This is a genomic window from Nodosilinea nodulosa PCC 7104 (assembly GCF_000309385.1).
Taxonomy (GTDB): Bacteria; Cyanobacteriota; Cyanobacteriia; order Phormidesmidales; family Phormidesmidaceae; genus Nodosilinea; species Nodosilinea nodulosa.
In genome coordinates this window covers 2,438,237-2,460,996 of sequence record NZ_JH976537.1, presented here as the reverse complement: position 1 = coordinate 2,460,996, position 22,760 = coordinate 2,438,237, and the positions used below count along the sequence as shown (strand labels likewise).

Annotated in this window: 26 protein-coding genes and 1 pseudogene; 11 read left to right on the top strand and 16 right to left on the bottom strand. The window is 55.6% G+C overall.

The window, feature by feature from the left end:
- Positions 1-199: 199 nt before the first annotated feature.
- The gene (locus LEPTO7104_RS0111310) at positions 200-1,825 is read left to right on the top strand and encodes an NAD(P)/FAD-dependent oxidoreductase (protein WP_017298691.1); all 1,626 of its coding nucleotides are present in this window, start codon (positions 200-202) and stop codon (positions 1,823-1,825) included.
- 6 nt (positions 1,826-1,831) lie between these two features.
- Here LEPTO7104_RS0111310 and LEPTO7104_RS0111305 read toward each other — a convergent pair whose 3' ends face one another.
- The 6 genes from LEPTO7104_RS0111305 to LEPTO7104_RS33515 all read right to left on the bottom strand — a co-directional run bounded on the left by LEPTO7104_RS0111305 (position 1,832) and on the right by LEPTO7104_RS33515 (position 5,741).
- On the bottom strand, positions 1,832-2,080 hold the full coding sequence (locus LEPTO7104_RS0111305) for a hypothetical protein (protein ID WP_017298690.1): 249 nt from the start codon (positions 2,078-2,080) through the stop codon (positions 1,832-1,834).
- A gap of 147 nt (positions 2,081-2,227) precedes the next feature.
- Positions 2,228-2,860 carry a hypothetical protein gene (locus LEPTO7104_RS33520; protein ID WP_017298689.1) on the bottom strand — a complete coding sequence of 211 codons (633 nt, stop codon included), beginning with the start codon at positions 2,858-2,860 and terminating at the stop codon, positions 2,228-2,230.
- A 13-nt stretch (positions 2,861-2,873) separates the two neighbouring features.
- On the bottom strand, positions 2,874-3,362 hold the full coding sequence (locus LEPTO7104_RS0111295) for a DUF411 domain-containing protein (RefSeq protein WP_017298688.1): 489 nt from the start codon (positions 3,360-3,362) through the stop codon (positions 2,874-2,876).
- Positions 3,363-3,900: 538 nt separating this feature from the next.
- On the bottom strand, positions 3,901-4,416 hold the full coding sequence (locus tag LEPTO7104_RS0111290; protein ID WP_017298687.1) for a hypothetical protein: 516 nt from the start codon (positions 4,414-4,416) through the stop codon (positions 3,901-3,903).
- Between the two features lie 69 nt (positions 4,417-4,485).
- The gene (locus LEPTO7104_RS0111285) at positions 4,486-4,911 is read right to left on the bottom strand and encodes a hypothetical protein (protein ID WP_017298686.1); all 426 of its coding nucleotides are present in this window, start codon (positions 4,909-4,911) and stop codon (positions 4,486-4,488) included.
- 119 nt (positions 4,912-5,030) lie between these two features.
- Positions 5,031-5,741 carry a hypothetical protein gene (locus LEPTO7104_RS33515; protein WP_155523599.1) on the bottom strand — a complete coding sequence of 237 codons (711 nt, stop codon included), beginning with the start codon at positions 5,739-5,741 and terminating at the stop codon, positions 5,031-5,033.
- A gap of 552 nt (positions 5,742-6,293) precedes the next feature.
- Between LEPTO7104_RS33515 and LEPTO7104_RS0111270 the strand changes: the two genes are divergently transcribed.
- Positions 6,294-7,076, top strand: coding sequence for a lysophospholipid acyltransferase family protein (locus LEPTO7104_RS0111270; protein WP_083887171.1), 783 nt, complete (start codon positions 6,294-6,296; stop codon positions 7,074-7,076).
- A 2-nt stretch (positions 7,077-7,078) separates the two neighbouring features.
- On the opposite strand, the gene LEPTO7104_RS0111265 is transcribed toward LEPTO7104_RS0111270, so the two are convergent.
- Together LEPTO7104_RS0111265 and LEPTO7104_RS43585 are read right to left on the bottom strand one after the other, a co-directional pair.
- Positions 7,079-7,630, bottom strand: a complete 552-nt coding sequence (locus LEPTO7104_RS0111265; RefSeq protein ID WP_026072596.1) for a dihydrofolate reductase family protein — start codon at positions 7,628-7,630, stop codon at positions 7,079-7,081.
- 143 nt (positions 7,631-7,773) lie between these two features.
- Positions 7,774-7,998: a helix-turn-helix domain-containing protein gene (locus LEPTO7104_RS43585; RefSeq protein ID WP_017298681.1), complete on the bottom strand. Its 225-nt coding sequence runs from the start codon at positions 7,996-7,998 to the stop codon at positions 7,774-7,776.
- 89 nt (positions 7,999-8,087) lie between these two features.
- Here LEPTO7104_RS43585 and LEPTO7104_RS38190 point away from each other — a divergent pair, with 89 nt between their 5' ends.
- Entirely contained in the window at positions 8,088-9,281 is a 1,194-nt protein-coding gene (locus LEPTO7104_RS38190; protein WP_083887054.1) for a DNA cytosine methyltransferase, read from the top strand.
- Here the strand turns inward: LEPTO7104_RS38190 and LEPTO7104_RS0111255 are convergent.
- The gene (locus tag LEPTO7104_RS0111255; RefSeq protein WP_017298680.1) at positions 9,241-9,762 is read right to left on the bottom strand and encodes a hypothetical protein; all 522 of its coding nucleotides are present in this window, start codon (positions 9,760-9,762) and stop codon (positions 9,241-9,243) included. The genes LEPTO7104_RS38190 and LEPTO7104_RS0111255 overlap by 41 nt on opposite strands.
- A 537-nt stretch (positions 9,763-10,299) precedes the next feature.
- Here LEPTO7104_RS0111255 and LEPTO7104_RS33510 point away from each other — a divergent pair.
- Positions 10,300-10,608: a hypothetical protein gene (locus tag LEPTO7104_RS33510; protein WP_017298679.1), complete on the top strand. Its 309-nt coding sequence runs from the start codon at positions 10,300-10,302 to the stop codon at positions 10,606-10,608.
- Between the two features lie 132 nt (positions 10,609-10,740).
- Positions 10,741-10,986, top strand: coding sequence for a hypothetical protein (locus LEPTO7104_RS0111245; protein ID WP_017298678.1), 246 nt, complete (start codon positions 10,741-10,743; stop codon positions 10,984-10,986).
- 132 nt (positions 10,987-11,118) lie between these two features.
- Here the strand turns inward: LEPTO7104_RS0111245 and LEPTO7104_RS0111240 are convergent, their stop codons facing one another.
- Positions 11,119-12,477: a BamA/TamA family outer membrane protein gene (locus tag LEPTO7104_RS0111240; RefSeq protein WP_225886965.1), complete on the bottom strand. Its 1,359-nt coding sequence runs from the start codon at positions 12,475-12,477 to the stop codon at positions 11,119-11,121.
- 408 nt (positions 12,478-12,885) lie between these two features.
- Here LEPTO7104_RS0111240 and LEPTO7104_RS0111235 point away from each other — a divergent pair, with 408 nt between their 5' ends.
- Complete coding sequence (locus LEPTO7104_RS0111235; protein WP_017298676.1) at positions 12,886-13,134, top strand: hypothetical protein; 249 nt, start codon at positions 12,886-12,888, stop codon at positions 13,132-13,134.
- A 24-nt stretch (positions 13,135-13,158) separates the two neighbouring features.
- Here LEPTO7104_RS0111235 and LEPTO7104_RS0111230 read toward each other — a convergent pair whose 3' ends face one another.
- Positions 13,159-13,803: a Uma2 family endonuclease gene (locus tag LEPTO7104_RS0111230; RefSeq protein WP_017298675.1), complete on the bottom strand. Its 645-nt coding sequence runs from the start codon at positions 13,801-13,803 to the stop codon at positions 13,159-13,161.
- Positions 13,804-13,945: 142 nt separating this feature from the next.
- Complete coding sequence (locus LEPTO7104_RS0111225) at positions 13,946-14,677, bottom strand: TspO/MBR family protein (protein WP_017298674.1); 732 nt, start codon at positions 14,675-14,677, stop codon at positions 13,946-13,948.
- 290 nt (positions 14,678-14,967) lie between these two features.
- Here LEPTO7104_RS0111225 and LEPTO7104_RS0111220 point away from each other — a divergent pair, with 290 nt between their 5' ends.
- Entirely contained in the window at positions 14,968-16,395 is a 1,428-nt protein-coding gene (locus LEPTO7104_RS0111220) for a mechanosensitive ion channel family protein (RefSeq protein ID WP_017298673.1), read from the top strand.
- A gap of 19 nt (positions 16,396-16,414) precedes the next feature.
- Here LEPTO7104_RS0111220 and LEPTO7104_RS0111215 read toward each other — a convergent pair whose 3' ends face one another.
- The gene (locus tag LEPTO7104_RS0111215; protein WP_017298672.1) at positions 16,415-17,248 is read right to left on the bottom strand and encodes an SWIM zinc finger family protein; all 834 of its coding nucleotides are present in this window, start codon (positions 17,246-17,248) and stop codon (positions 16,415-16,417) included.
- A gap of 209 nt (positions 17,249-17,457) precedes the next feature.
- Here LEPTO7104_RS0111215 and LEPTO7104_RS43580 point away from each other — a divergent pair, with 209 nt between their 5' ends.
- Both LEPTO7104_RS43580 and LEPTO7104_RS0111205 read left to right on the top strand, forming a co-directional pair.
- Positions 17,458-17,748, top strand: coding sequence for a nucleotidyltransferase family protein (locus LEPTO7104_RS43580; protein ID WP_026072595.1), 291 nt, complete (start codon positions 17,458-17,460; stop codon positions 17,746-17,748).
- On the top strand, positions 17,738-18,079 hold the full coding sequence (locus LEPTO7104_RS0111205) for a HepT-like ribonuclease domain-containing protein (RefSeq protein WP_017298670.1): 342 nt from the start codon (positions 17,738-17,740) through the stop codon (positions 18,077-18,079). Before LEPTO7104_RS43580 ends, LEPTO7104_RS0111205 begins: the two co-directional genes overlap by 11 nt.
- A gap of 213 nt (positions 18,080-18,292) precedes the next feature.
- Here the strand turns inward: LEPTO7104_RS0111205 and LEPTO7104_RS0111200 are convergent.
- Positions 18,293-19,356 (bottom strand): ISKra4 family transposase gene (locus LEPTO7104_RS0111200; protein WP_155523590.1). Its coding sequence is split into 2 segments (ribosomal slippage): positions 18,293-19,200 and positions 19,200-19,356, totalling 1,065 coding nucleotides; the frame shifts between segments, so codons are not numbered across the junction.
- A 164-nt stretch (positions 19,357-19,520) separates the two neighbouring features.
- On the opposite strand from LEPTO7104_RS0111200, the gene LEPTO7104_RS0111190 reads away from it, so the two are divergent.
- The gene (locus tag LEPTO7104_RS0111190) at positions 19,521-20,555 is read left to right on the top strand and encodes a PIN domain-containing protein (RefSeq protein ID WP_017298669.1); all 1,035 of its coding nucleotides are present in this window, start codon (positions 19,521-19,523) and stop codon (positions 20,553-20,555) included.
- A 117-nt stretch (positions 20,556-20,672) separates the two neighbouring features.
- Positions 20,673-21,831 (top strand): annotated as a pseudogene (locus LEPTO7104_RS39355) (transposase).
- Positions 21,832-22,077: 246 nt separating this feature from the next.
- On the opposite strand, the gene LEPTO7104_RS0111180 reads toward LEPTO7104_RS39355, so the two are convergent.
- The gene (locus LEPTO7104_RS0111180; protein WP_017298666.1) at positions 22,078-22,524 is read right to left on the bottom strand and encodes a type II toxin-antitoxin system VapC family toxin; all 447 of its coding nucleotides are present in this window, start codon (positions 22,522-22,524) and stop codon (positions 22,078-22,080) included.
- Positions 22,521-22,757 carry a hypothetical protein gene (locus LEPTO7104_RS0111175; protein ID WP_017298665.1) on the bottom strand — a complete coding sequence of 79 codons (237 nt, stop codon included), beginning with the start codon at positions 22,755-22,757 and terminating at the stop codon, positions 22,521-22,523. The genes LEPTO7104_RS0111180 and LEPTO7104_RS0111175 overlap by 4 nt, the downstream gene beginning before the upstream one ends.
- Between the last annotated feature and the right edge of the window lie 3 nt (positions 22,758-22,760).

The following is a 22,760-nucleotide window of genomic DNA, read 5'->3' as shown; positions in this document are numbered from 1 at the left end:
TCCCGACGGGCGATCGCCTAGTAGACTGCGGCACAAGTGTGGGGACTATTGCCAATTGCGAGGGAGCAGGGGAGCGAGGGAGCCAAGCGGGCTGGAACAGTCGGCATATTTCCGCCTCAGAGTACTAGCTTGGCAAGACCCCAGGCCAATATGGCATGATGGTCCTCTGCGCTTCCCTGGGAATGTGTTCCCGCGACCTATGCTCCGCCTCAGCCAAATCAGACTGCCCCTCGACCACCCTGAAGCCGCCCTGGAGCAGGCGATTCTCAAAAAGCTGCACCTGGCGGCGGCAGACCTGAGCCGCTTCACCATTTTTAAGCGCAGCTACGACGCCCGCAAAAAGGGCAATATTACCCTGGTCTACATCGTAGATGTCGAAACGCCTAAGGAACAAGCCCTCCTCAAGCGCTTTAAAAAAGATCCCCACGTGGCGCCGACGCCCGATATGACCTACCGCCCCGTGGTGAAGGTTCCCCAGCAGTTGGGCAAGGCTGGGCTGGGGGATGCTTTGCCCCGCCCGGTCGTGATTGGCACCGGACCCTGCGGCATGTTTGCGGGCCTGCTGCTGGCCCAGATGGGGCTGCGCCCCCTGCTGCTGGAGCGGGGCAAGGCGGTGCGCGATCGCAGCGTCGACACCTTTGGCTTTTGGCTCAAAAAAAATCTCAACCCCGAGTCAAACGCCCAGTTTGGCGAAGGCGGCGCGGGCACCTTCTCCGACGGCAAGCTCTACAGCCAGGTCAGCGACCCCCACCACTATGGCCGCAAGGTGCTGACAGAACTGGTGAATGCCGGTGCCAATCCTGAGATTCTGTACGTCAACAAGCCCCACATCGGCACCTACCGGCTGGTCAAAATTGTGCAGAATATGCGGGCCAATATCGAAGCCCTCGGCGGCGAGATTCGCTTTCAGAGCCGGGTCGTCGATCTCGACATCGACCGGGGCCAGGTGCGCGGCGTGCGGCTGGAGAGCGGTGAAACTATTGCCAGCGACCATGTGGTGCTGGCGGTGGGCCACAGCGCCCGCGACACCTTTGAAATGCTGCACCATCGCGGCGTGTACATTGAAGCCAAGCCCTTTTCCATCGGCTTTCGCATCGAGCACCCGCAGGATTTAATCGATCGCTGCCGCCTGGGCGATCAGGCCGGGCATCCGCGTTTAGGATCTGCCGACTACAAGCTGGTGCACCACTGCGAAAACGGGCGATCGGTCTACAGCTTTTGCATGTGCCCCGGCGGCAAGGTGGTGGCGGCGGCCTCAGAACCGGGCCGCTTGGTCACCAACGGCATGAGCGAGTACGCGCGGGATGAGTCGAACGCCAACAGCGCCATCGTCGTCGGCATTACCCCCGCAGATTACCCCGAGGGGCCGCTGGCGGGCATCGCCCTCCAGCGACGGCTGGAGGAAGGCGCATTTAAGCTGGGCGGCGGCACCTATGACGCTCCCGGCCAGCTGGTGGGCGACTTTTTGGCCAACCGCTCCTCCACCGAGTTTGGTTCGGTGTACCCCTCCTACAAACCGGGGGTAACGCTGGGCGATTTGAGCCAGAGCCTGCCGGAGTACGCGATCGCCGCCATCCGCGAGGCCATCCCCGCCTTCGATCGCCAAATCCACGGCTTTGCCATGGATGACGCCGTGCTCACCGGGGTCGAAACCCGCACCTCATCGCCCATTCGCATCAAGCGCAACGAGCAATGCCAGAGCCTCAACACCGCCGGGCTGTACCCCGCTGGGGAAGGGGCGGGCTACGCGGGGGGAATTCTGTCCGCCGGCATCGACGGCATTCGGGTGGCAGAAGCCGTGGCGTTGAGCCTGCTCCAGAGGTAACGAAACTCAGCTTCTGGGGGTCGATCGCCGCGAGGGGGGCTTTCGCCGCGAGGGTTTGTGCTCTGGCTCTAGGGAATCGGGGTGCTGAGCCTCTAGCAGAAAAACCCGCCGCCCGTCGGTGATGCGGTAGAGGGTGGTGCAGGTGCAGGTATGGCCTTCCGCCCGCAGTTCCGTGGCCCGTTCGTCGCAGGCGGCCTGGGCTTGCTCGACCTCTTCCCAATCGGTTTCGAGAAATATTTCTTGAATCAAACTCATTGCATCAGCTCAACAGTATTGACATAGCTTACTGACTTTGGCCTCAAACTGCCCCTAGGGCTGCCAAATAAGGCCGACAAATAGGCCGACAAAGCCGAGCGGATTGGCCCCGTTGTATAGATGTTGTATGGTTACTGTATCGGCGCTTTAGGATCTGGTTTTGGCCGCAGCGATTCTACCGGGCAGGGGTTTCGCCAACGCCCTGGATTCAATCAAAAACTCGGGAATATCCTCCAGGGCAGCGCCGTCGAGGGCGTACTGTTCGCACACCAGGCTGAGGCGACTGCCAGCGCTGGCCATGGCATTAATGGAGTGGGTCAAATCGCCCTGAAAGTGCAGCAGCAGTCCTGGCTGGGGCTGAATCTGCGCCACTTGCCGCCGCCCTCGCTGCAGCACCAGCTCGCCGCTGGCCAGGTCGGCGGGCACCTGCACGTAGAGCACGCTCACCTGGTCGGGTGGGTCGATGGTTTTGCAGTACGACCGGAGCGATCGATCGATGTGGGGGTCAACCCGCGACCCCTGTTTGAGCAGCAGCGGGTTGAGGTAAAAGGCGTTGCAGTCGGGCAAAAGCGCCCGATCGAGGTAGGGCTTGAAGTAGGGAAACTGGCGATCGACCTCGGCCCGCCCCGCCCCAGTAAACACCACCGAAAACCCTTTAGTGGCGACAAAATCGCGGTTGAGGTTGTTGGTGGCAAAGTAGCGGCACGACTGAATGGCCCCCCGCAGGTTGTGCAGGTAGGCGGCGGAAAAGGCCTCGGGCTGGCAGCGGTAGTAGGCCATAGAATTGGGCTATTCAGGGATGTTCGGCAAAGGCGGTCGTTGTGCCAGCTTGGGTAAATGAGACCACGGTGTAGGGGTCTACCCGATCGCCCATCTCCATGCCGGGGGAACCCATCGGCATCCCCGGTGCCGCAATGCCGAGCACGTTGGGCTGCTCGCTGAGCAACCGCTGCACATCGGCGGCGGGCACATGGCCCTCTATCAAATAATCGCTGCTGTTGCCCCCATGGGCGATCGCCGTATGGCAAGAGGCGGCATCGTCCGGCACGCCGTACCGGGCTTTGATGGCAACCATGTCGTCGGTGACCACATCCTGCACCGCAAACCCGGCGGCTTTCATGTGGTCGATCCAGTGACCGCAGCAGCGACAGGTGGGGCTGCGGTAAACCGTTAGCTCTAGCACGGCTGCGCCACCCAAGGTTTGCGCCTGGGCGGGGACCGTGAGGCACAAAACCAGCGCCACGGCCAAAACCAGCCCCGCCGCCCACCGCCAAACTGTCAATCCACCACGATTTAGCAAACCCTGTTTCCCTGCCAACGCTAGTTCGATTCGCTTTACCTTAAGCATACCCCTGGGCCGCTGACCCCAGCGGGATAGGGTTCCAGAAACCTCTTTAACGTCAGTTCGATGGCGTCTCATGCAGCAGAAAAGTCGGTCCCATCCCCTCCCTGGAGGGGTGCCCGCAGGACGGGGTGGGTCAACATGGCGACAGAAAGCAAGCTTCTGAATACGGAGAAAACGGCTTCTCAGCCCAGAAAAACCCACCCCTACCCCTCCCCGGAGGGGACGAGCCATCTGTTTACTCAAGAAGTGTTCTCTGTCGAACTCACGTTCTTTAAACAGCCAGAACCGCCGGAACATCTCGGCGGTTCTGCAATTGATCGAACTAATCAGGTGGCGTGCCGCTCTGGCGTTACAGCCAGAGCCCTGTCGGTTAGAACATCCAAAAGCCCCACGAACGCTCATACGCTTGAACGCTCATACGCAACCTGTCTTAACCAGACCGCCTACAGTCATACCAGAGCAGCAAACGGGCGTTTTAATGCTTGCTCAACCACTTGGCGGCGATCGCGCCCACTGCCGCACCCACCAGCGGGTTGCTGAAGAACTTCATAATCCCGGGCTGATCGGCCAGCACATCCTGAAAGATGTCGGGGTGGCTGTGATAGGTAAAGGCCGCCAGCTTGGTCACATCGTCTTCGCTCATGCGGCTGGCATGGTGGGTCGAAAGGCCCAGCTGCTGCTCCAGGTCGCGATCGCTCAGACCGCGCCCTTTCAGGTGCTTGAGCAGATCGCGGGCAACGTCGTCGCGCTCCTTGGGCTTGATTTTGGCGATCGCCTGGCGCAGTTCTGGCTCCATCTGACTGGGGGGAATGCGATCGGGGTGGAACCCGCGCCCCAGTTCCCGCCGCTCCTCGCGCGATGAACGGTTGGCGAAGTCGTCAAAATTGGCGTATTCACGCTCGGGCTGGGTGGCTTTTGCGTCGATACTTTCGACGTTGCCGCCAGCCAGGTCATTCATAATCTGGCGTTTATAGTCTTTGCTGCTAGTCATAGGGGGTCTACTCTCTTGCTTTACTGCTTGTTAGTGCTTGAGAAATGGTGTGTAGAGAATGGGCGACGCCTACTGATACTCGACCTGGCGGGTGGAGTCGTCGTAGTTGGCGGTTAAAATCAGCTGCTTGTCGGGGGCGTAAACCAGCACGCTCAGGTCGCGGTTAGGGAATTTTTTGTGGAACCCCTGCACCAGCGATTGGGCCAGGGTCTTCACCTCCTGGGGCTTGACCTCGGGGGCGATGACTACGCCAAGCTTGTCGTTGTCGCGCACAAAGGCGTCGCTGACCAATCCTTTGGCGGTTTGCATAACCCAGCGGCCATAGCTTTCGCCGCTGGCGGTATCGCCTCGCTCCAGCTGACCGTAGGCCGCCGTGGGAGACAGCCCAGGGGCGGCGCTGGTTTGGGTGGCGCTGCCGCAGGCGCTAGTGGTGAGCAAAATCAGGCCCAGGCACAGGGCAATCGCCCCGCGCTGGATAGATTTCAGAATATTCATAGATGTTTCCTCAACAGATCAAATCAGATCAAATGGACTGGGGTGCGGCAGCCAGCGGCAGGCAGTTGCCCTGGCTGGCCCCGCTGGGTTAGCGCTGCTCCTGAAGCTTTTTTTGGCGCCTACCGCTGGGGATAGCGCCTCTCCGCCGGGGATTCACCACGATCGGAAGGATTGACCCCGCCAGTGGCAATTCGGTCATCTCCACGGCCCTTCTCGCGATCGCCGCTGAATGTAGCGTTGGGAGCACCGGACCTGGCGCTAGCGGCAGCGGTGGCAGCTTCGGGCACCGCCGCTGGAATGGTGTAGATGCCCCAATCTTCGATGCCAGCGGCGCTCAGGGTACGTTCTGCGCGAGCAATTTCGGGCTCAGTTTCCCTCAGCAAAATCAGGTAGTCACCCTGGGCCACGCGGTCGCGGTAGTGCTTGGCCCGGTGCTCGGGAATGCCCATGCCAACCAAGGCACCCACCAAACCGCCCGCCGCCGCGCCCGCCGCGCCACCTACCACCGTGGAAAGCGCCACAGCGGCCTCTCCAGCCAGCATCGCTGGACCAATGCCGGGTATCACCAGCGTGCCCAGGCCCACCAGCAGCCCGGTAACACCCCCCAGCAGGCCGCCCGTGACGGCCCCAACGGTGCCGCCGGTATCGGCCTGGTTGCTCACTTCGCCTTTGACATCAATGCCTGCGATCGCCCCCTGCCGGTCGGGGTCCTTGGCGACGATCGACACATGGCTCATGGCAAAGCCTGAGTCATTCAGCGCCTGCAATGCAGAGGCCGTTCTGGGGCGATCGGGCAGAATGCCCACCGCGCGTCTGTGTTGTGAAGCCATTGAGCTTCCTCCTTTTGTGCGAAGCCAGCAACCACCGCCCAGGTGTTAACCAATGGTTAGTAAATTTGGCAAGTGTGGCCAATAAACAAAGGTGGGCAATCGTTGCAGTGTCTAACGTTCTAACGGCTAAACTGGGCTGGCCCCATCGCTCAATGGAGGGAGTGCGGGTTGTAGAAGGGCAGAGATTTCCGCCGCACGGCCCTGAAATTTTGCCCATGCCAATACTGTGTGAAACAGGCCGACTATTCCAGCTCGCCTGGCTCCCTAGCTCCCCCGCTCCCTCGCAATGGACAATAGCCGTCACCCTTGTGCCCCAATCTGCTGGGGCCTGGTAACACCGGGGATGAGCATTCTGCCAAAAACAGGTTGCCAAAAACAGGCAGATTAGGCGCTAGAATGGGGCGATCGCGTATTCTAGGCCATATTTCGTTATTTTTCGGCCCAGGCAGATGATATAACGGTGTAGGCTCACCCTGCTCTATCAAAAACGGATTTCTGGCCTTGCCCCATTCCCCTATCGTCGAGCGAGATCCTGAGTTTATTCGACAGCTCATGCCGGTGCTGGAGTGGTTTTATCAAAATTATTTTCGGGTTCAGACCCAGGGCTGGGAGCATATTCCGCCCCAGGGCCAGCTCATGTTTGTAGGCTCCCACAATGGCGGTTTGGCCACCCCCGACCTGCCGATGTTTTTAGTCGATTGGTTTCGGCGGTTTGGCTACAATCGCGAAGTTTACGGCTTGGCCCACGCCAAAATGTGGCAGGTGTATCCGGCGATCGCCCAAATGGCCGCCAGGGTGGGGGCGATTCCGTTCTATGCTCGCAATGCCATGGCGGTTTTAGACCAGGGCACCAGCGTGTTGGTGTATCCGGGCGGCGGCGAGGATGCATTTCGGCCCCATCGATTGCGCGATCGCATCTATTTCAACCAGCGCACCGGGTTTATTCGCCTGGCCCTGTGGCACTCGCTGCCGATTGTGCCATTTATCTCCTGGGGTGCCCACGACACGCTAATTGTGCTGGGCGACTGCTACGAGCAGGTCAAGCAAATCCACGATCTGGGCATTCCCTGGCTGCTGGGCATCGATCCAGAGGTGTTTCCCATCTATCTTGGCCTGCCCTGGGGCCTGGCCGTTGGCCCCTTGCCGAATATTCCCTGGCCCAGCCAAATTCATACGCGGGTGTGTCCGCCGATTGTGTTTGAGCGCACCGGGTATGAGGCCAGCCGCGATCGCGCCTATGTGAAAGCGTGCTATCACCAGGTGGTCGATACCATGCAGAAGGAGCTAGATGCTCTGGTGCAAGAGGTGGAGCGTAAGACGGATGGAGAAGGCTAAAACTACTGTTCCACTTCATACCGAAGTTCAGCCATACCGCTGCCGATTTGTCGAACCGACACCAGACGCAGGGTTGGAAATAGAACCCGGCGGGGAAACAGCGGCTTACCTCTGCCCAGGGTAACCGACCCAATCTGAACGATTAGCTCATCCAAAAGCCCAGCATCATAGAACTGACCTGCCAGGTCACCGCCTCCCACAATCCAGATGTTCTTGCCCTCCGCAGCCAACCGCATTTCATTGTGAACTTGGCGCACATCCCCTTTTGCAAATCGGATGTCTGCACCCTCGATTACCGGAATCTTGCGGCTAGTCAATATCCAGACAGGCTGGGTGTACGGCCACGATGACCCGGTTTCGGCAGCAACTTCATCGGCATTGCGGATCATCCACTCGTAGGTGGCCGATCCCATCGCCAATGCACCTACCTCAGCGATGAATTCTGGGTAGCTGGACTCATTCAGGTCGCCAAGCGAAAACAGCCAGTCCAGCGAGTCATCTTCAGTAGCGATGAACCCGTCAAGGCTTGTGGCTGTGTAGTATTGGGTCTTCATGCCTGTTTTTGCTTCTTTACTTCCGATACCTAATTGCGACTGCTCAACGTTCCCAATCACCCGCCGCAGATGACCTTAAAACTTCAACCAATAAACTCTCGCCGGTCGGGTGCATTGGGCTTGTTATACAGTGTTTCAGCGTTTCAGTCTTCTTCTTCTGGTAAATCCAACTCGTCACGCATTAGTTGATCGGTAGTTATGCCGAAAGTATCTGCCACCCTAAGAATCATTTCAGCGTTAGGAACCTTCCTGCCCTTCTCTAGTTGTGATACAAATGTATTGTGGACGCTTAGCAAATTACCTAGCTCTGTCAGTGTCAAGCCCCGCCGAGTCCTTAGTTGATAAAGCTTTTCCCCAAATCGCCTCATAAATTTAGTTGACTCGGCAGTAAGTATGGCGCTATGCTTTCATAGCAATAGCTATGAATTTGTTCCTGTAAATTGGTAATGCAAGCACTATGCCCCTTTCAGTGATGAAAAACAAGGCTTTAGTTGGTGTAAGAGAGGCTGCAAGCCCTTACGGTGACCTAACCTGTGCAGAGTATTTTGCAGGAATTGGGCTAGTCCGATTAGGACTAGAGCAAGTAGGTTGGAACGTTGTCTTCGCTAATGACTGGGCGCATAGCAAGTTTGAAATGTACTCAGCCCATTTTAGGGATGCAAGTAAACATTATAAGGTTCAAGATATTTTTTCCGTTTGTCCTGCGGATATTCCTAACACAACACTTGCGACAGCATCATTTCCTTGTATTGACTTATCTTTAGCAGGCAATTTAGAAGGTATTGATGGACGGCATTCCAGCGCTTTTTGGGGATTTACTAAGATTCTTGAAAATCAAGTAAATAAGCCTAAGCTTGTGATGCTTGAAAATGTGGCTGGTTGGTTAACATCAAACAGCGGACAAGACTTCCGAATTACAATTCAAGAACTGAATCGGCTAGGTTATGCTTGTGATGTTTTCGCGATTGATGCGGCTCATTTTGTACCTCAAAGTAGACCAAGGGTATTTGTGGTTGGAATGCAGGCACCTAGCGCAAATCAGAATATATTCGTTTTCTCTAAGCGTTCTTCCTCACTTAAAACGCAGGCGATTGAGAAGGCGGTTATAAATAATCTCGATCTATGCTGGAACTTTCTAGATGTTCCAGCACTACCAGACAAGATAAAAGGTGATTTGAGTTTTGTCATAGAAGAAATTACAGATGACGATGATCGCTGGTGGGCTGACAACGAAGTAAAGCGTCATTTGAATATGATGTCACCCATTAATCTCGCACATTTACAAGGACTGCAAGAATTATCAACATATTCATACTGCCCTATGTATAGGCGGGTTCGCGGAGGTAAGCAAAGGGCAGAACTCAGAAAAGATGGTCTTGCTGGTTGTTTAAGAACTGCCAGAGGTGGTAGTAGTCGGCAAATGCTTGTTAGAGTTGGACAAGGAGCTATTAAAATGCGCTTGATGACACCTCGGGAGTATGCAAGACTGCAAGGTGTTCCAGACGATTACCCACTTCCACTACAAATCAATCAAGCTTTGACAGGGTTTGGTGATGCCGTTTGTGTACCTGTTATTGTCTGGATTGCTGAAAATATCTTAAACCCTCTAGCTAAGTCACTTCGAGAAAGTGGCTTAGTTCTCCACCAGTGATTTCTAGCAATCGAACGCCTTGGTTCCTAACAAACCCGTAAGTCACTGAACGTCGAAATCTTTGCCTGTCTGCGGCTTCATAATTTTGGATGAGTTCAGGCAACCATCTATCAAATATAGGGATCATTTTAGTACGCTCAACCAGCCAAACTTCAACATCCATGTAGGTTGCGCTTCTGGCGACGAAAATATGATCTACATCCCTGTCATCAGTTAGTTTATCTAGTCCGCGATTTCTGTGGTACTGGTACTCAAAGCTACCTCCAATCGTGGCAGATTTCACTTCATAGTTCACCAAATCTGCCCCATCGCCTCTTCTTGCTCTATCGTTCACTAAAATTGCTGCGAATACTTCCCAATCTTTTGAACCTACACTACCTTGCAAAGAAAAACCGTACTGCTCATAAATTTCGGCTTTATTTCGGCTGTAATCAAGGATATATGTTCTATAGAAAGAGTAGGCTTCTTGGACTTGAAGCATTGGCACGCAAATCACCCTCACAAGTACTGCTCGTCGAGGATGAGTATACGAAAGAACGTGTCCTTACGCACAGTGCGGGCTGTATGACAACTTATTATGCCGACAGTTTCCGTGTAAATGCCTTTCAGAGGATAGTTATACTGACGGTTTCCGTATAATTTCCCCAAGAAGGGTAGTTATATGAAAAGTTTACGTAGAGTATATCTTGGCTACTGAAAGTCGCCTGAAAAGCCTCTGTGTACCTCTATGAAGGCTGGCAGTAGGTGTCGCATTCACACTACGGTTGACGGGGAGCGCTTGTATCAGTATTCTCTATCGTTAAGCCGTTCGGCAAGAGCGGTGGCTACGCAGAACTCGAAAATCTTAGCGCTGTCTGAAGGTGTTACGAGCACCAACAGACAGCTAACCCCGTAATTCTGACCGGCAGATTGCGAGGCTAGGTTCATCGTACCCTAGCCCCCTCAGTTTGCACTTTAGCTGCGGGTGGCTGGGGTTTTCGCGTTCTGTCTTCCTAACCCACACCTGGAGACAGAACCGATGTTTGACTATCTCGAACCAAACGCCAGCGATGATCAGGGGAACACCGGGTCCCTGCCGCTTTCATCAGGGGCCGGGGGCAACGACAGAGTGACCCGGCCTCTAAAGCCCCCAACCCCCGAAAAGGTGCGCCACATGCTCTACGGCAGCTTGGCAGGCATAGACCGCACCATCAAAATCCTCCACGCCCTCGGCTACACCGACCCCAACGACTGGAGCGACCCCATTCCTGTGCCGCCCACTGGCGGGGCCTTGGGTGGCACCGAGCTGTGGATGGCGATCGCCACCAAAACCGTGCTGATTGAGTAGAGCACCCCGCCTGCACCGATACTGATGGATCCACTCCGGCATTCTGCGAACGTTGGAGGGTCGATGGCGATCGCGCGTTATGGAAGCTGATGCGGTTGGGCACCCTAGAGCCACCGTTTGTCAACTACCAAAATGTTTATCCAACGCGAAAAAAACAACCTGCTGTGGGGAGCCACTCTGGCGATCGGGGCAGGCATTCTCTTAGGTGGCGGTGCAGCGCGGGTTCAAAACCAGGCTTGCAACCAAGCTCACACAATACCTGGCTACTGCCTCAGCCAGCCGCCCAGTGTGCGGGTGGCCCGTGGCATGGTCGGCGGTGCTTTTGCTAGCGGCGGCGCGCTGATCATGATTGAGCTGGGCAAGCTTTCAAAACGCTAAACTTCTACCCCACTTTTTAAGGGGAGCGGCAGATAGCTAGAAGGATGAGGGACCTTTAACCCCCTTTTGAAGGGGGGCAGGGGGGATCAGCAGGTGGCTAAAGCTACAGCGGATCACCTTTCAAACGCCCACTTAAAAGCGATCGCCCACGTTGAAAGACACCTGAGCCCCGCCCGCGTCGTTGAGGCCAAATTCTAGTCTGATCGGCCCAAAGGGAGACAGGGCGCGGAGTCCTACGCCATAGCCAAAGCCGCTTCCCGGCTTGTTGCGGACCTCTGCCGGGCGGCCAATTACGCCGCCTGCCGAGCCCAAATCGCTGGCGTAGTCTACAAACAACGTGCCGCCGACATCAATTGCTTCGTCAAACACCGTGAACGAAAAGGCGGGAAAACGGTACTCGGCAGTGGCCTGCACAAAGCTGCGCCCGCTGCCCAAGGCCCCGGTTCTGTAGCCGCGCACCGAGTTGGCCCCACCCAGGCTAAACGCTTCGTAGGGGGGCACCTCGCCCAGGCTCGCGCCCCCCTGCACGTTGAGCACCAGGGTGCGCGGCCCGGCTGTAAAGCCAAACAAATTGAGCGGCATCAGGTGGGTGTAATTGGCGCTGAGGCGGCTGAAGGCAATCGCACTGTTGCCCACCGGCAGCGCTTGATCGAGGCCAACCAGCAGGCGATCGCCCCGGGTGGGAAACTGGGGGTCGTCGCGGCGATCCCAAACGCCGACCAGGTTGAGGGTCAGCAGATCATCCTGGCCCGAATCGCTCACGGTTAATCGATTGCCCAACGCATCTACGGGCTGAATTTCAGAGGTAAAGAACGAGTCCCTCACCGAAACTCGCTGGTAGGAAAGCCCCACGGCAATGTTTATATCCGGTGCCAGGGGGCGAAAATACTCCACTCCGCCCCCCAGGCGATGCACAAAGGGATTGCGGCCGTTGGGCAGGTTGACCTCGGTACTGCCGCGATCGAACTCGGGCTCTACGCCCCGGCGATTGGCAACATTAACAGCATAGCCCGAGCCGTCGGCCAAAAACTGGCGAAAGTCTAGGTCAAAGCCCAGGGTTTTTTCGCCGCCCTCTAGCCCCAACGAAACGGTCTGACCGTTGCCCCCCAAATTCCTTACCCCAAAGCGAATGCCGCCGGAGATGCCCACCGCCTGGTTGGAGAGGGCTGGCACCGTCACCGGGCGCGCCGACCCGTGCAGGGCGGTGGGCGGCGGCAGCGTCAGCCCAAAACCAAAGAAAAAATTGTTTGGATCGGCGTCTACATCGGCCTGATTCAGCACTAGCGCAGCGTCTGCTGGCTCGGCGCTGGTCGAGCCACGGGGGTGACCAGCGCTGGATGGCACAACCAGATCCTGGGCCTGAGTGGAGGGCGGCAGTGGCTCGCGGGGGCTGGTTTTTGCGATCGCAGCAGTGGTCTGCCCCCAGCTGGCGCTCGCAAACAACAGGGGGTAGACGGGTGCTCCTAGGGTCTTAAGCGATGTCTTGAGCAAAGACCATCCCAGCTGTGGTAACCAGGGAAATGCACATGCAGGGGAGGGGGCCATAGATTCCTAAAATGAAGTAATCATCACCTGGCTGCCAGCTCACCTGACCTTTCTACAGGTAATCGCGCTGAAACACAACCCCGAGGGGAGGGCAATCTGCCCAACCTGGCGGTCGCCGCCCACGGGAGTTGTAAGGTGCATCGCGAAGCAATGCACCTTAGGGGTGCTTAACTCGCGGTCCGCCGCAGGGCCAGCCGACCTGCCGCCATCATCAACGTCGGCCTTCTAGCCCGTGCCAGCGATGGGGAACCCACGATAGATGGCCATCGGCAAGTCAGCGTTTTAACCTGAAAAAAGTAGTGACACCGGAGATTGCGGGGCAACCAGCCCACAGTGCAATTCGATTAGTGGGCCATGGTGCGAGCTTTCAAAATTTTTTTGGCGACGATTATCGTTTTGGGGCTGGTGTTTGCGGCCCTACCCGCTTTTTTACAGGTGCTCAACGTGCCTGCATTCAGCGTTGGCGATGGGCCATTTTTACTGTTGCGCTGGCGCAACGATGCCGCTGGCAGTGGCATTAGCTTTAACCTACTGCCCTTCGGCTTGCTGGCCGTGGGTATAGGTGTTGTTGTCTATGGGGTCAAACGGCGCTATTCCTCGTAGGGCGCATGGCGCTGACCCGGGTGTCTATCTTTGCGCTTTGACCCATTCTCTTACAGCCCGCCGCAGGGCCAGCCGCTCCGCCGATCGCTGCGATTCAATCAGCTGGGGCAGGGCGCAAATATCCAGCGTTGGGAACACCCGGCTTTGGCTTGACGCCCCATAGCGATCGCCTGCCAGCAGATAAATCGTCAGCGCACCGCTGTCGTAGCACCAAATTTCTGGCACGCCCAGGCGAGCGTAGATGGCAAAGCGATCGAGGGATTTGCTGGTGAGATCGACTTCGAGGGCGAGGTCAGGGGGCGGGTCGCGGTCCAGGTTAAACTCCAGCTTGCCTCGCACCAGCGCCTCGTTTTGGAAGTAAAAGCAGTTATCGGGCTCAATTCCGGCCTGCTTGGCCTTGCGCTGCCAGGTTGCTGAGCCATAGCTGGCAAATTCCACATCGATTGCTTCGGCTATGTCTTTGACTGCATCGCCAATCGTTTCTTTGAAATATTCATGCTCTGGCAGGGGAGCCATAATTTCTAACCATCCCTTGTCGTAGGCGATGCGAGTGCTGCGGTGGTTGCCCAGCTCGGCCAAAATGGCTTCGAACTCGGCCCAGCTCACATCGCGCAGCAGCAGGCTCTGGCCCAGGGGCACATCGATTTGGCGTAGCTCAATGGTGACCATGGGCACTCTCACCAGTAGAGAAGAACAGAATGCTCGGTATTGCTAGCGTCTGCTAAGGCCAGCCTAACTTATTAGATCGGTGACATAGCCCCGGCGTGGTGCGTCGCTGCGTCGCTGCATCGCTGCACGGATGCTGCGGCAGTCATCGGGTCGATACGACTGGATATAGCGGTTCCTGGCCATTCAAGCGCCAGAGGCTGATGCAGAGGGCGGTGGCGATCGCCAGCCACACCAGCGACGGCAAAATAATCCACCCCGCCAGCGGTACGGTCTGAAAATAGCTCAAGGTAACTACCGCCACCGAGAGCAGCGGCCCAATAATCACCATCGGCACCGCCGCGCCCAAGCGCCCTTCTACGGTGAAAATCGTATTCCAGGTGTCGCCCAGGCTGAGGTGGGCCACGTAGAGAATCAAAGGCAGGCACAGAAACGTTTGCCCCATGGCCGACCACACCAAATAGGCCGAAACCACCCGCAGCACGGCAATACTCATCCACACAATAGGGAAGGCCAACGGCGGCGGTGCCCAGCCCGGACGCTGGAGCGAGGTGTAGCGACCGCTGTTGCGGGTATTGTCGAGCAGGGAAAAGAAGCGCGATCGCAGTGTTACCACCGCAAAGAATAGGCACGCGATTGCCGTCACCGCTCCCTGGGGTAGCGCACCCAAATTGAAATACCCAAAGGCCAGATCCATACCCCCTAGCAGGGCGGTCATGGCCGCGACCTGGGCGATCGTCGCCCCCACATAGATCAGGGTCGCCCGCCTGTCCCACTGGGGATTGGCTAAATCGGTCTGAATGGTTTTATCGCGGGTGCCGTCGCTGACCCCCATCACGGTATTGATGCCGCTTTTGACAAATTTGGGCTTGCTCATGGGGCTGAAAACTAAGAGGTTTAAAACAAGGGATAGGCCGTTTGGAAGGTGTCTCGACCTGATTCTGATCCTAAGCTGTTGAGGGTTGAACCGGGCAAGAATCTGGATTGGCCGCGCGCCCCACCGGCTCAGGTTTGGCCGCTAGCGGAGGGTCCATGGCCCCCACTCAGCCGCTACAATCTCCCCCAGCTTAGATGCACAAAGGGGCGAGATGGTTACTCTACTAGAGCTGTTTAAAGCAGCGGGAGGTCAGCATTTTTCAGCGGATTTGGCGATCGCAGGCCGGGGGAATGCTCCTGATACTCATCCTTTTGCTGCCTGCGGCCAGGCTTCAGGCGCAAGAAGACGCTGGCCCCGAGGAACTCCCTGCGACCCCGGCTGCAACCGATAGCCAACCACCCGAGCGCTCCGACAACGGGCTGTTCTTTGCCGATGTTTTGGTGCGCGGCCAGCCGGTGTTTCAGGTGGGCAGCTTGACCGGGCTGAGTGCCAGCGATCGCGCCCAAACCATCAATCGCCGCATTGCGGGCTTGCTGAGCAAGTCTCAGACTCTGGGAGATGTCACAGTGCAGGTTGACGAGAAGCGTCAGATTGCCCTGCTGACGGTGAATAATCGGGTGATTATGACCGTCACTCAGCAGGATGCGACGGATTTTGGTCTCCCTGTGGCAGAACTGGCCAAGCAGTGGGCCGATCGCCTGAATCAAGTGCTGACCCAGCCCAACCTGGCGGTGGATGTGCTGCAACGGCTCGACGGCACGGCGCGGCAGCTGGTAGATAACACGATTGTGCTGCTGCCCTCGCTAATCGGCGCGCTGGTGCTCGTGGTACTCACCTGGCTGGTGGCCATTGGCGTGCGGCGGGTGGGGCTGCTGTGGGCTGGGCAAACGGAAGGCGATCGCAGCACCGAAATTTTGATCGGGCGGCTGTGCTACGGCGGCGTGTGGGTGCTGGGCAGCATTGTCGCCCTGGGGGTTTTGGGCCTCGATTTTGCCACCCTGCTCGGCACCCTGGGGCTGACCAGCGTGGCGATTGGTTTTAGCCTCAAAGACGTGCTCAGCAACTACATTTCGGGGGTAATTTTGCTGGCCGCGCGGCCCTTTCGCATCAGCGACCAGGTGGTAATTGGCAATTACGAAGGCACCGTTGTGCAAATTCAGCTGCGGGCCACCACCATGCGCACCTACGATGGGCGACTGGTCTACATTCCCAACCAGCAGGTGTTTCAGAGCAGCGTGGTCAACAACACCGACTCTCCGGTGCGGCGCAGCGATGTGGTGGTAGGCATCGACTACGACGCTGACATCAGCACCGCTCGGCAGGTGATTCTGGAGGCGCTGAAGCAGGTGAAGGAGATCGAGCCGGAGCCGCCGCCGCAGATCTTAGTTCAGGAGCTAGCCGCCAGTACCGTAAATCTGGTGGTGCGGTTTTGGGTGAACTCTCGGCGTCAGTCGTTTTTGCAGGTGACTTCCGTCGCAGCCCAGGTGATCAAAGAACAGCTTCAGGCGGCAGGGGTAGAGATGCCCACCGAGATCTATACGCTGACCTTTCGCGATCGCTCTGCGGTGAAAGCCTTTGACGTCATCGCCAGCGAGATGGGGCCGGATGGTGAGCAAACGCAGGCGGAAGAAGCGCGATCGGAGGCCAAACCCAAGACAGCCAAGGTCAGTACTGAGGATCTGGGAATCAGCAAAGCGCCGCCAAGCGCTGAATCTTAGCCTCGCTGGCGCCCGAACGCTACAGCCGGTCTTTGTTTTTGGCTCTGACGCGATCGTAGAGACTCTCCATCGCTTCTATAAAAGAGTTATCGCGGGGCCAAAAGGCAGGAAAGTCTCCCTGCTTTTTCACTAAAATTGCCGGAACCGCTGAAGGAGTGGCGACTTCAAGGGTTTGGGGCAGTCGCTTTTCCCCTTGCCAAAAATCCTTCAGGCTTGGGGAACCCTCAACAGTCTGGGGCTGAGTGTAGTAGTGCTCTACGGGATCGGGAGGCCGCTGCTGGGCCGACAGTTCCGCCGAGAGCGCCTGCCCCAGAGGTGATTTGGCTAGCTCAGCCCGGAGAGCGTCACGGGAAAGACCCCGCAGCTCAAACAGCAGGAAGGGATCGCGATCGAGTTCGGCGGCGATCAGGTAGTAGACTCCGGCGATGTGTTTGCAGGGGTTGCTGTAGTCGGGGCACGAGCATTTGGTCTTAAAGTCTTTGCTGCTGGCGGGTAGCAGGTGCAGCCCCAGAGTCTCAAAGCTGTCTTCAATATTGTCAGGGATTTCGTTCAGCAGCAGCCGGGAGATCAGGCTGGCTTTAGAGGCGATCAGGGCGATCGCGGCGGCCCACTTGGCCTTGCTGATCGGCGCAAAGTCGATGGTGGTGGTGTACAGCGGTTCCTTGGTCACCCCAAAGTAGGGGTTCACCGACCCACGCACCTTGGCCGTGACCAGGCCGCCATCGATCTCAAAGCTTTTGACCTTACCGCCGCTGGCGTAGGAGCGGCCCCGCTGCAATCGGCCCGAGTCGGTCAGACGCTCGATCGCATCAATGAATCTCTTTCCCCACCAGGTGCGGCTAAAGTTTGCCATCGCTGGCCTCCCGTACTGGCTTTATTGTAGGCCGAGCCTATGTGTTGGGCAGAAAATTCGGATTGAGAGATGCTTCGAGGCTGACCAGTAAAGACCTCAAGGAAAATTTCAGTAAGTACCACCATCCGCACCCCAATCAGCCCCTTGATGGAAGAGAGGGGGTTCTTGACTACAATACTGGTACCCTTGCCCTAAATATGGTGCTGGCCATGCAGCGTAGTACAATCCTGCAAACTTTAAAGCAACATCAAACGATGTTGAGGGATTTGGGTGTGCGATCGCTAGCATTGTTTGGGTCGGTTGCAAGGGATGAAGCTACACCCAGCAGCGACATCGACATCCTGGTCGAGTTTGAACAGCCTATAACCTTCGATCGCTATATGGATGTTAAGTTTTATCTGGAAGACCATCTGGGTAAAAAGGTCGATTTAGTTAGCTGGAAGTCGCTAAAGCCTCAGCTGCGGGAGATGGTGGAAAAAGAGGCAGTTTATGTCTCGTGACCTGCGACTTTACTTGACCGATATTTTGATGGCAGGAGAAAAAGTCCTGCATTATACCGAAGGAATGAATTTTGAGAATTTCGTGGCGGATGAGCGTACGTTTGATGCTGTTATTCGCAACCTTGAAATTATTGGAGAGGCTGTCAAAAGTATCCCTGATGATGCGCGCCTCCTTAGGCCTGAAATAGAATGGCGAAAAATTGCCGGATTGAGAGATATCTTGGCCCATGCCTATTTTAAAGTTGAGGATGAAATCATTTGGGATGTTGCGCGGAACAAGATTCCTCCTCTTCTAGAAACAGTCAGTCAATTGTTAGAAAACATGTCTTGAAAACATTTAATAGCTCGATTTCTGTGACTTTTGTCGGCTCGAAAGCCGTTTGGGAGACAAAGACACCATTGCGGTAGAGGGTTCGTAAGGATTGAGAAGGAATATCTGTACTCAACCTGCAATGAGCGTTGTGAAACCGTGTGGAAGATGACGACTTAGGGGAAGAGAGGATAATCGCGGAGTGAGGGGTACAAAGCGTTGATAGGGAGCATGTCACCTTTGCGCCCCAATCATGCCATTGAGGTAAGCGCAGCGATGGGCTAAGGCCTGTGGAACGTTGTCTTCGTTCCACTGAGCACCCGAGATTTTAATGCGGCGAGCAATCTGCTTGATGCCTGATTCGACGGCTCCTGAACCAATCGAACAAATCTGCTCCCGCTGATAGTAGTCGTAGTTGAGGATGCGGTGCTGGTGCTTGCGTAGATACTGACAGAAGTTCTTGGCCGCTTTCTTTTTTAGCGGCTCAAACAAGGTCAGTACTTCATCGACTTTGCCTCGCCATAGCAGCGTTTCAGCTTGGTTGATGCGTTTGATAGAGCCACCAACTTTGTTGAGGTTTTCCACCAAGTGATACCAGTCCAGCACCTCTCGACGCTCTGCTTCAGCCCCCATCTGGGCCACCAGATTCCAGACCCCGTCATGCCCGTCGCCCAAGCAGGTTAAAGGGTTGGCTAGGGGCTGTTGATTGACCCACTCGACCAACTCATCGTTCTGCTGGTAGCAGGCGACAATTGCCGCTTCGCTGGCCACGGCTTTGTAGTCTTTCCACTGGCAGGGCTCTCCCCCAGGGGTTCGCAGACGCACCTTACCGCCATCGACGCTGACTTCCTCGAGTTCTGGTACCTCCGGTTGAGCGAAGTTATGAGACTGAACCAGGCGTTGCTGGGTCTTAGCTGGCACTCGCATACCAGTCAGATAGCTGACATCTTCGCAGGCTTTCGCATAAGACACATTAGCGCTGATGCGCAAACAGCAGTTCTCTAGATGCGGACTAATCTGACGGTAGGCCTCAACTGACAGGCACTCTGCCTGAGCACTGGTCAACACCAGCTCACCTAGGGTGCTTTTGAGCTTACGTTCTTTGCCGGTCTGCGTACCGCTGACTGAACCGATAAAAAAAGCCCCACTTCTGGACTCACATGGGCTTGGATCTGCTCTCGTACCCTCAACTCAATCGCTTCGAGGGTCTGCAGCGACGCTGGGTCACTGTCTTCGTAGAGGATATTAGCGATAGCATCGAGATGCGGTTGCAGCTGGGCTTTTTGCTCCGGGGTCATGGTCGCTACCAGATGTCACGATAGCTACATACTCCACGCTTTCGCTTAATTCTGCAAACCTGACATGCTCCCAGTCCCATTTGCCAAGATGAGGTTTATTTGTGTGATCAATAATAGATTTACTTTCGCTAAAAGTTGAATATTATTTGCTTGGAGAAACTCAGATGTGGAAGATTCTTATTGATACATGTGTGTGGCTTGATCTTGCAAAAGATACGAAGCAATTGCCTATACTCGGTAGCCTTGAAGAGCTGCTTAGACTCAATATTATCAGTCTTATAGTGCCACGTATCATACTCGATGAGTTTCAGGGGAATAGAGAGCGTATAGCAAAAGAAAGCACCAAAAGCCTCTCCACGCATTTTAGGCTTGTGAAGGAAGCTGTTAATAAGTTGGATGGTGACAAAGAGGAAACGCAGACTATTCTTTCGTATTTAGACGATGTTAATCACAAAATTCCGATCATTGGTGGCGAGGTTGCAGGTACGCTAAATCGTATTGAAAAGCTGCTTTCCTCAGCTTTTATACTCGAAACATCCGAGGCAGTAAAACTCCGCGCGGCTCAAAGGGCAATTGAAAAGAAGGCTCCATTTCATCGTGGCAAAAACTCGATGGCTGATGCAATTATTATTGAAACATATGGCGACTACATAAGTGATCAGTCAGAATCTGATACTAAATTTGCTTTTGTCACATATAATAAGAGCGACTTTGGCAATGAAATCGGAAATCAAAAGGTTCCCAATTCAGATTTTGACGACTTCTTTTCATCTGCCAAATCGCTATATTTTATTAACTTGGCGGAGGCGCTTCGCCAAATTGAACCTTCTCTGGTCACTGATATCATGCTCGAAAACTCTTGGATGCAAGAGCCACGTGGATTGACTGAAATTCTCGAAGCCGAAGACTTACTTTTCCATCAGGTCTGGTATAGCCGACATTGGAACCTGCGCAGTAAGATTAGAGCAGGAAAAATCAAAATTGTAGATAAAGAAATTTATCCTCGGAAACCGGATTCACCAGAAACAATCCAGAGAAACGTGTTGAAAGTCGCTATAAAGGCTGCGCGAAGGGTTGAGCGCCGCTACGGAGAGGAAAATCTTGGACCTTGGGATGATTTCGAGTGGGGGATGATTAACGGTAAGCTGTCGGCACTTCGATGGGTTTTGGGAGATGATTGGGACATGCTTGACACGTAAAACATTTAGACTATGGAACGAGGCGAAGCTATAGTCAGTAGATCGCAAAAGCTCTCAAGAGAGGGTATTGCCTTGAGGAAAAGGGTAGGGTCAGGCTAGCTGAGTAAAACGATAGCCATGACGACCTACCCATCTTCAGTATCCTCTTCCCCCGCTCTGACCGATGAAGCCACGTTGCAAGTTGCCCTCAAGAGCCTGCTCGAGTTCATTCCTCTCGAGACTCAGGGGAGCTATCCTCTGGCCACCCTCTACTATGTGTTGCTGTGGGCCGCGAGTCGTCACGACACCATCGAGCATACCTGTCAGGTGTTAGCGGGCGTGCCGAGTGGCAATGGTGTCCGCCACCATTTGAACAAGCTGGAGCAGATGCTGCCCCTAGAACGGCAACTGAATGCGGCGTTGCACCAACGGCTGCCCGAAGATATTGCGAATCATCGCCATCGCTTAGCCATTGATCTGCATCTGATTCCCTACTATGGAACCCCGACTGAGCAGGAGCGGCTACCTGTATCGGTGTCAAGCGAAAGCGGGCACCACGACCTTCTTTGCCTATGCCACGGTCTATGTGGTTCGGTGTCATCAACGGGTCACCCTGGCGGCCCATGCCATTCCTCGGGGGGAAACGCTGGTAGCAACCCTGACGATTTTGCTGTCCCGCCTGACGCCGTTGCGGGTCAAGGTGAAGCGGCTCTACCTGGACCGAGGGTTTTATAGTGTGCCGGTGATTCGGTGGTTGCAGGCGCTCAACGTCCCCTTCATCCTACCCGCCATCATCCGCGGCAAGCAGGGGGGAACCCGAGCGCTCTGCCAGGGACGGCAGAGTCATTACACGACCTATACCCTCAAGAGTGCTGAGTATGGGACTGTCGACTGCCGAATGGCGGTGGTGTGTGGGTATCACAAAGGGAAGCGGGGACGCCATGGCATTCGCTATCTCCTGTTTGTCGTCCATCGGGTTAAGGTGGCCGTGCATCAATTACCCCACCATTACCGGGACCGTTTCGGCATCGAAACCAGTTATCGCGTGAAGAATCAGTGCCGGATTCGCACCACCACCAAGCGTCCCGTGGTGCGACTGCTATTTGTGGCCGTAGCGTTTCTCCTCGTGAATCTCTGGATTTGGCTGCTGTGGACTCAGCTCAGTGTCAGGCGGCGAGGCGGTCGACGGGTCTACCAAGAGCGGTTCCCCTTGAAAACGATGCTGGAATTCCTCTGCCATGCCGTTGAACGCCGCTTCCCGCTCATCCAAGCTATTTTCCTACCAGCCACTGGATAATCTTTTCGATCTACTGATAGTGGCTAGTCAGATCAGTTGCAATGTGCCAATGTTTAATATTTGACTTTTGAGCCTCAAGCAATCAATCTATAATCGCGCTTTTGTTGAGTAACTGTAGGGTGGGCAGTGCCCACCATTTCATGTTAAGCAGCAGGCAAACGAGGCTTAGGCAGAGGTAATCCATCTTCTTCTAACAAAAGTTGCCACAGGTAGCAGAGGCAGACGTGAGCATCTGGCTCTGCGTTCTCAGCAAGACGCTGGATTGAATGTTGTTATGCCCATCTGCTGGGCTGCTTCTAGCAATTCGTTGTCACAGCACACTAGCCTAAAGCCTTCCAGGGTTGGTAGATTTTGCTGGAGCACTATGGCAGAATCCAAATGCACAGCATCCGCTCCTCTCAGAGATAGGTCTGCCGCCAGTGTCAGTGCCTTTTCTAGCACTTCTGCGGAAAACTGCACCTGAATAAACTGTTGCCAGTCAGCCTCAAGGTTAAGCCGCTTCTGCTGAAGCTGAGCTTGGCTAATTTGGCGGGCCTTCCGTTTTCGCGATAAAGTTGCCAGCACCTCGACTGGCCCCAGAGAGGCACAAGCCAAAACGGCTCCTTCTACAAAAAGAGCTTGGGTTGCTTCGGTGCCCGGCTCTTGGTAGTAGCGCTTGACCCAGGCGCTGGCATCTACATAATCAACCTTCAACGACGTTCCTCAATTAATTGGGCAGAGGCGGTTGGCCCCTCGGCATGAATAGGAACCACGCTAGGGAAAATCGGTAGGGTCTGGGAGGGGACTTGAAAGGTAGAGTTCTCCGCCAACTGAACCAGGGCGGGGGCAACGGAATTGTGCCAGGTGTTGATCAGCAGGAGGAGTTTGCTGCACTCAGGGTCGCTAAGGGTTTCAATGGCTTGGTGAAGGGCCAGTTTGGGGCTCATGGT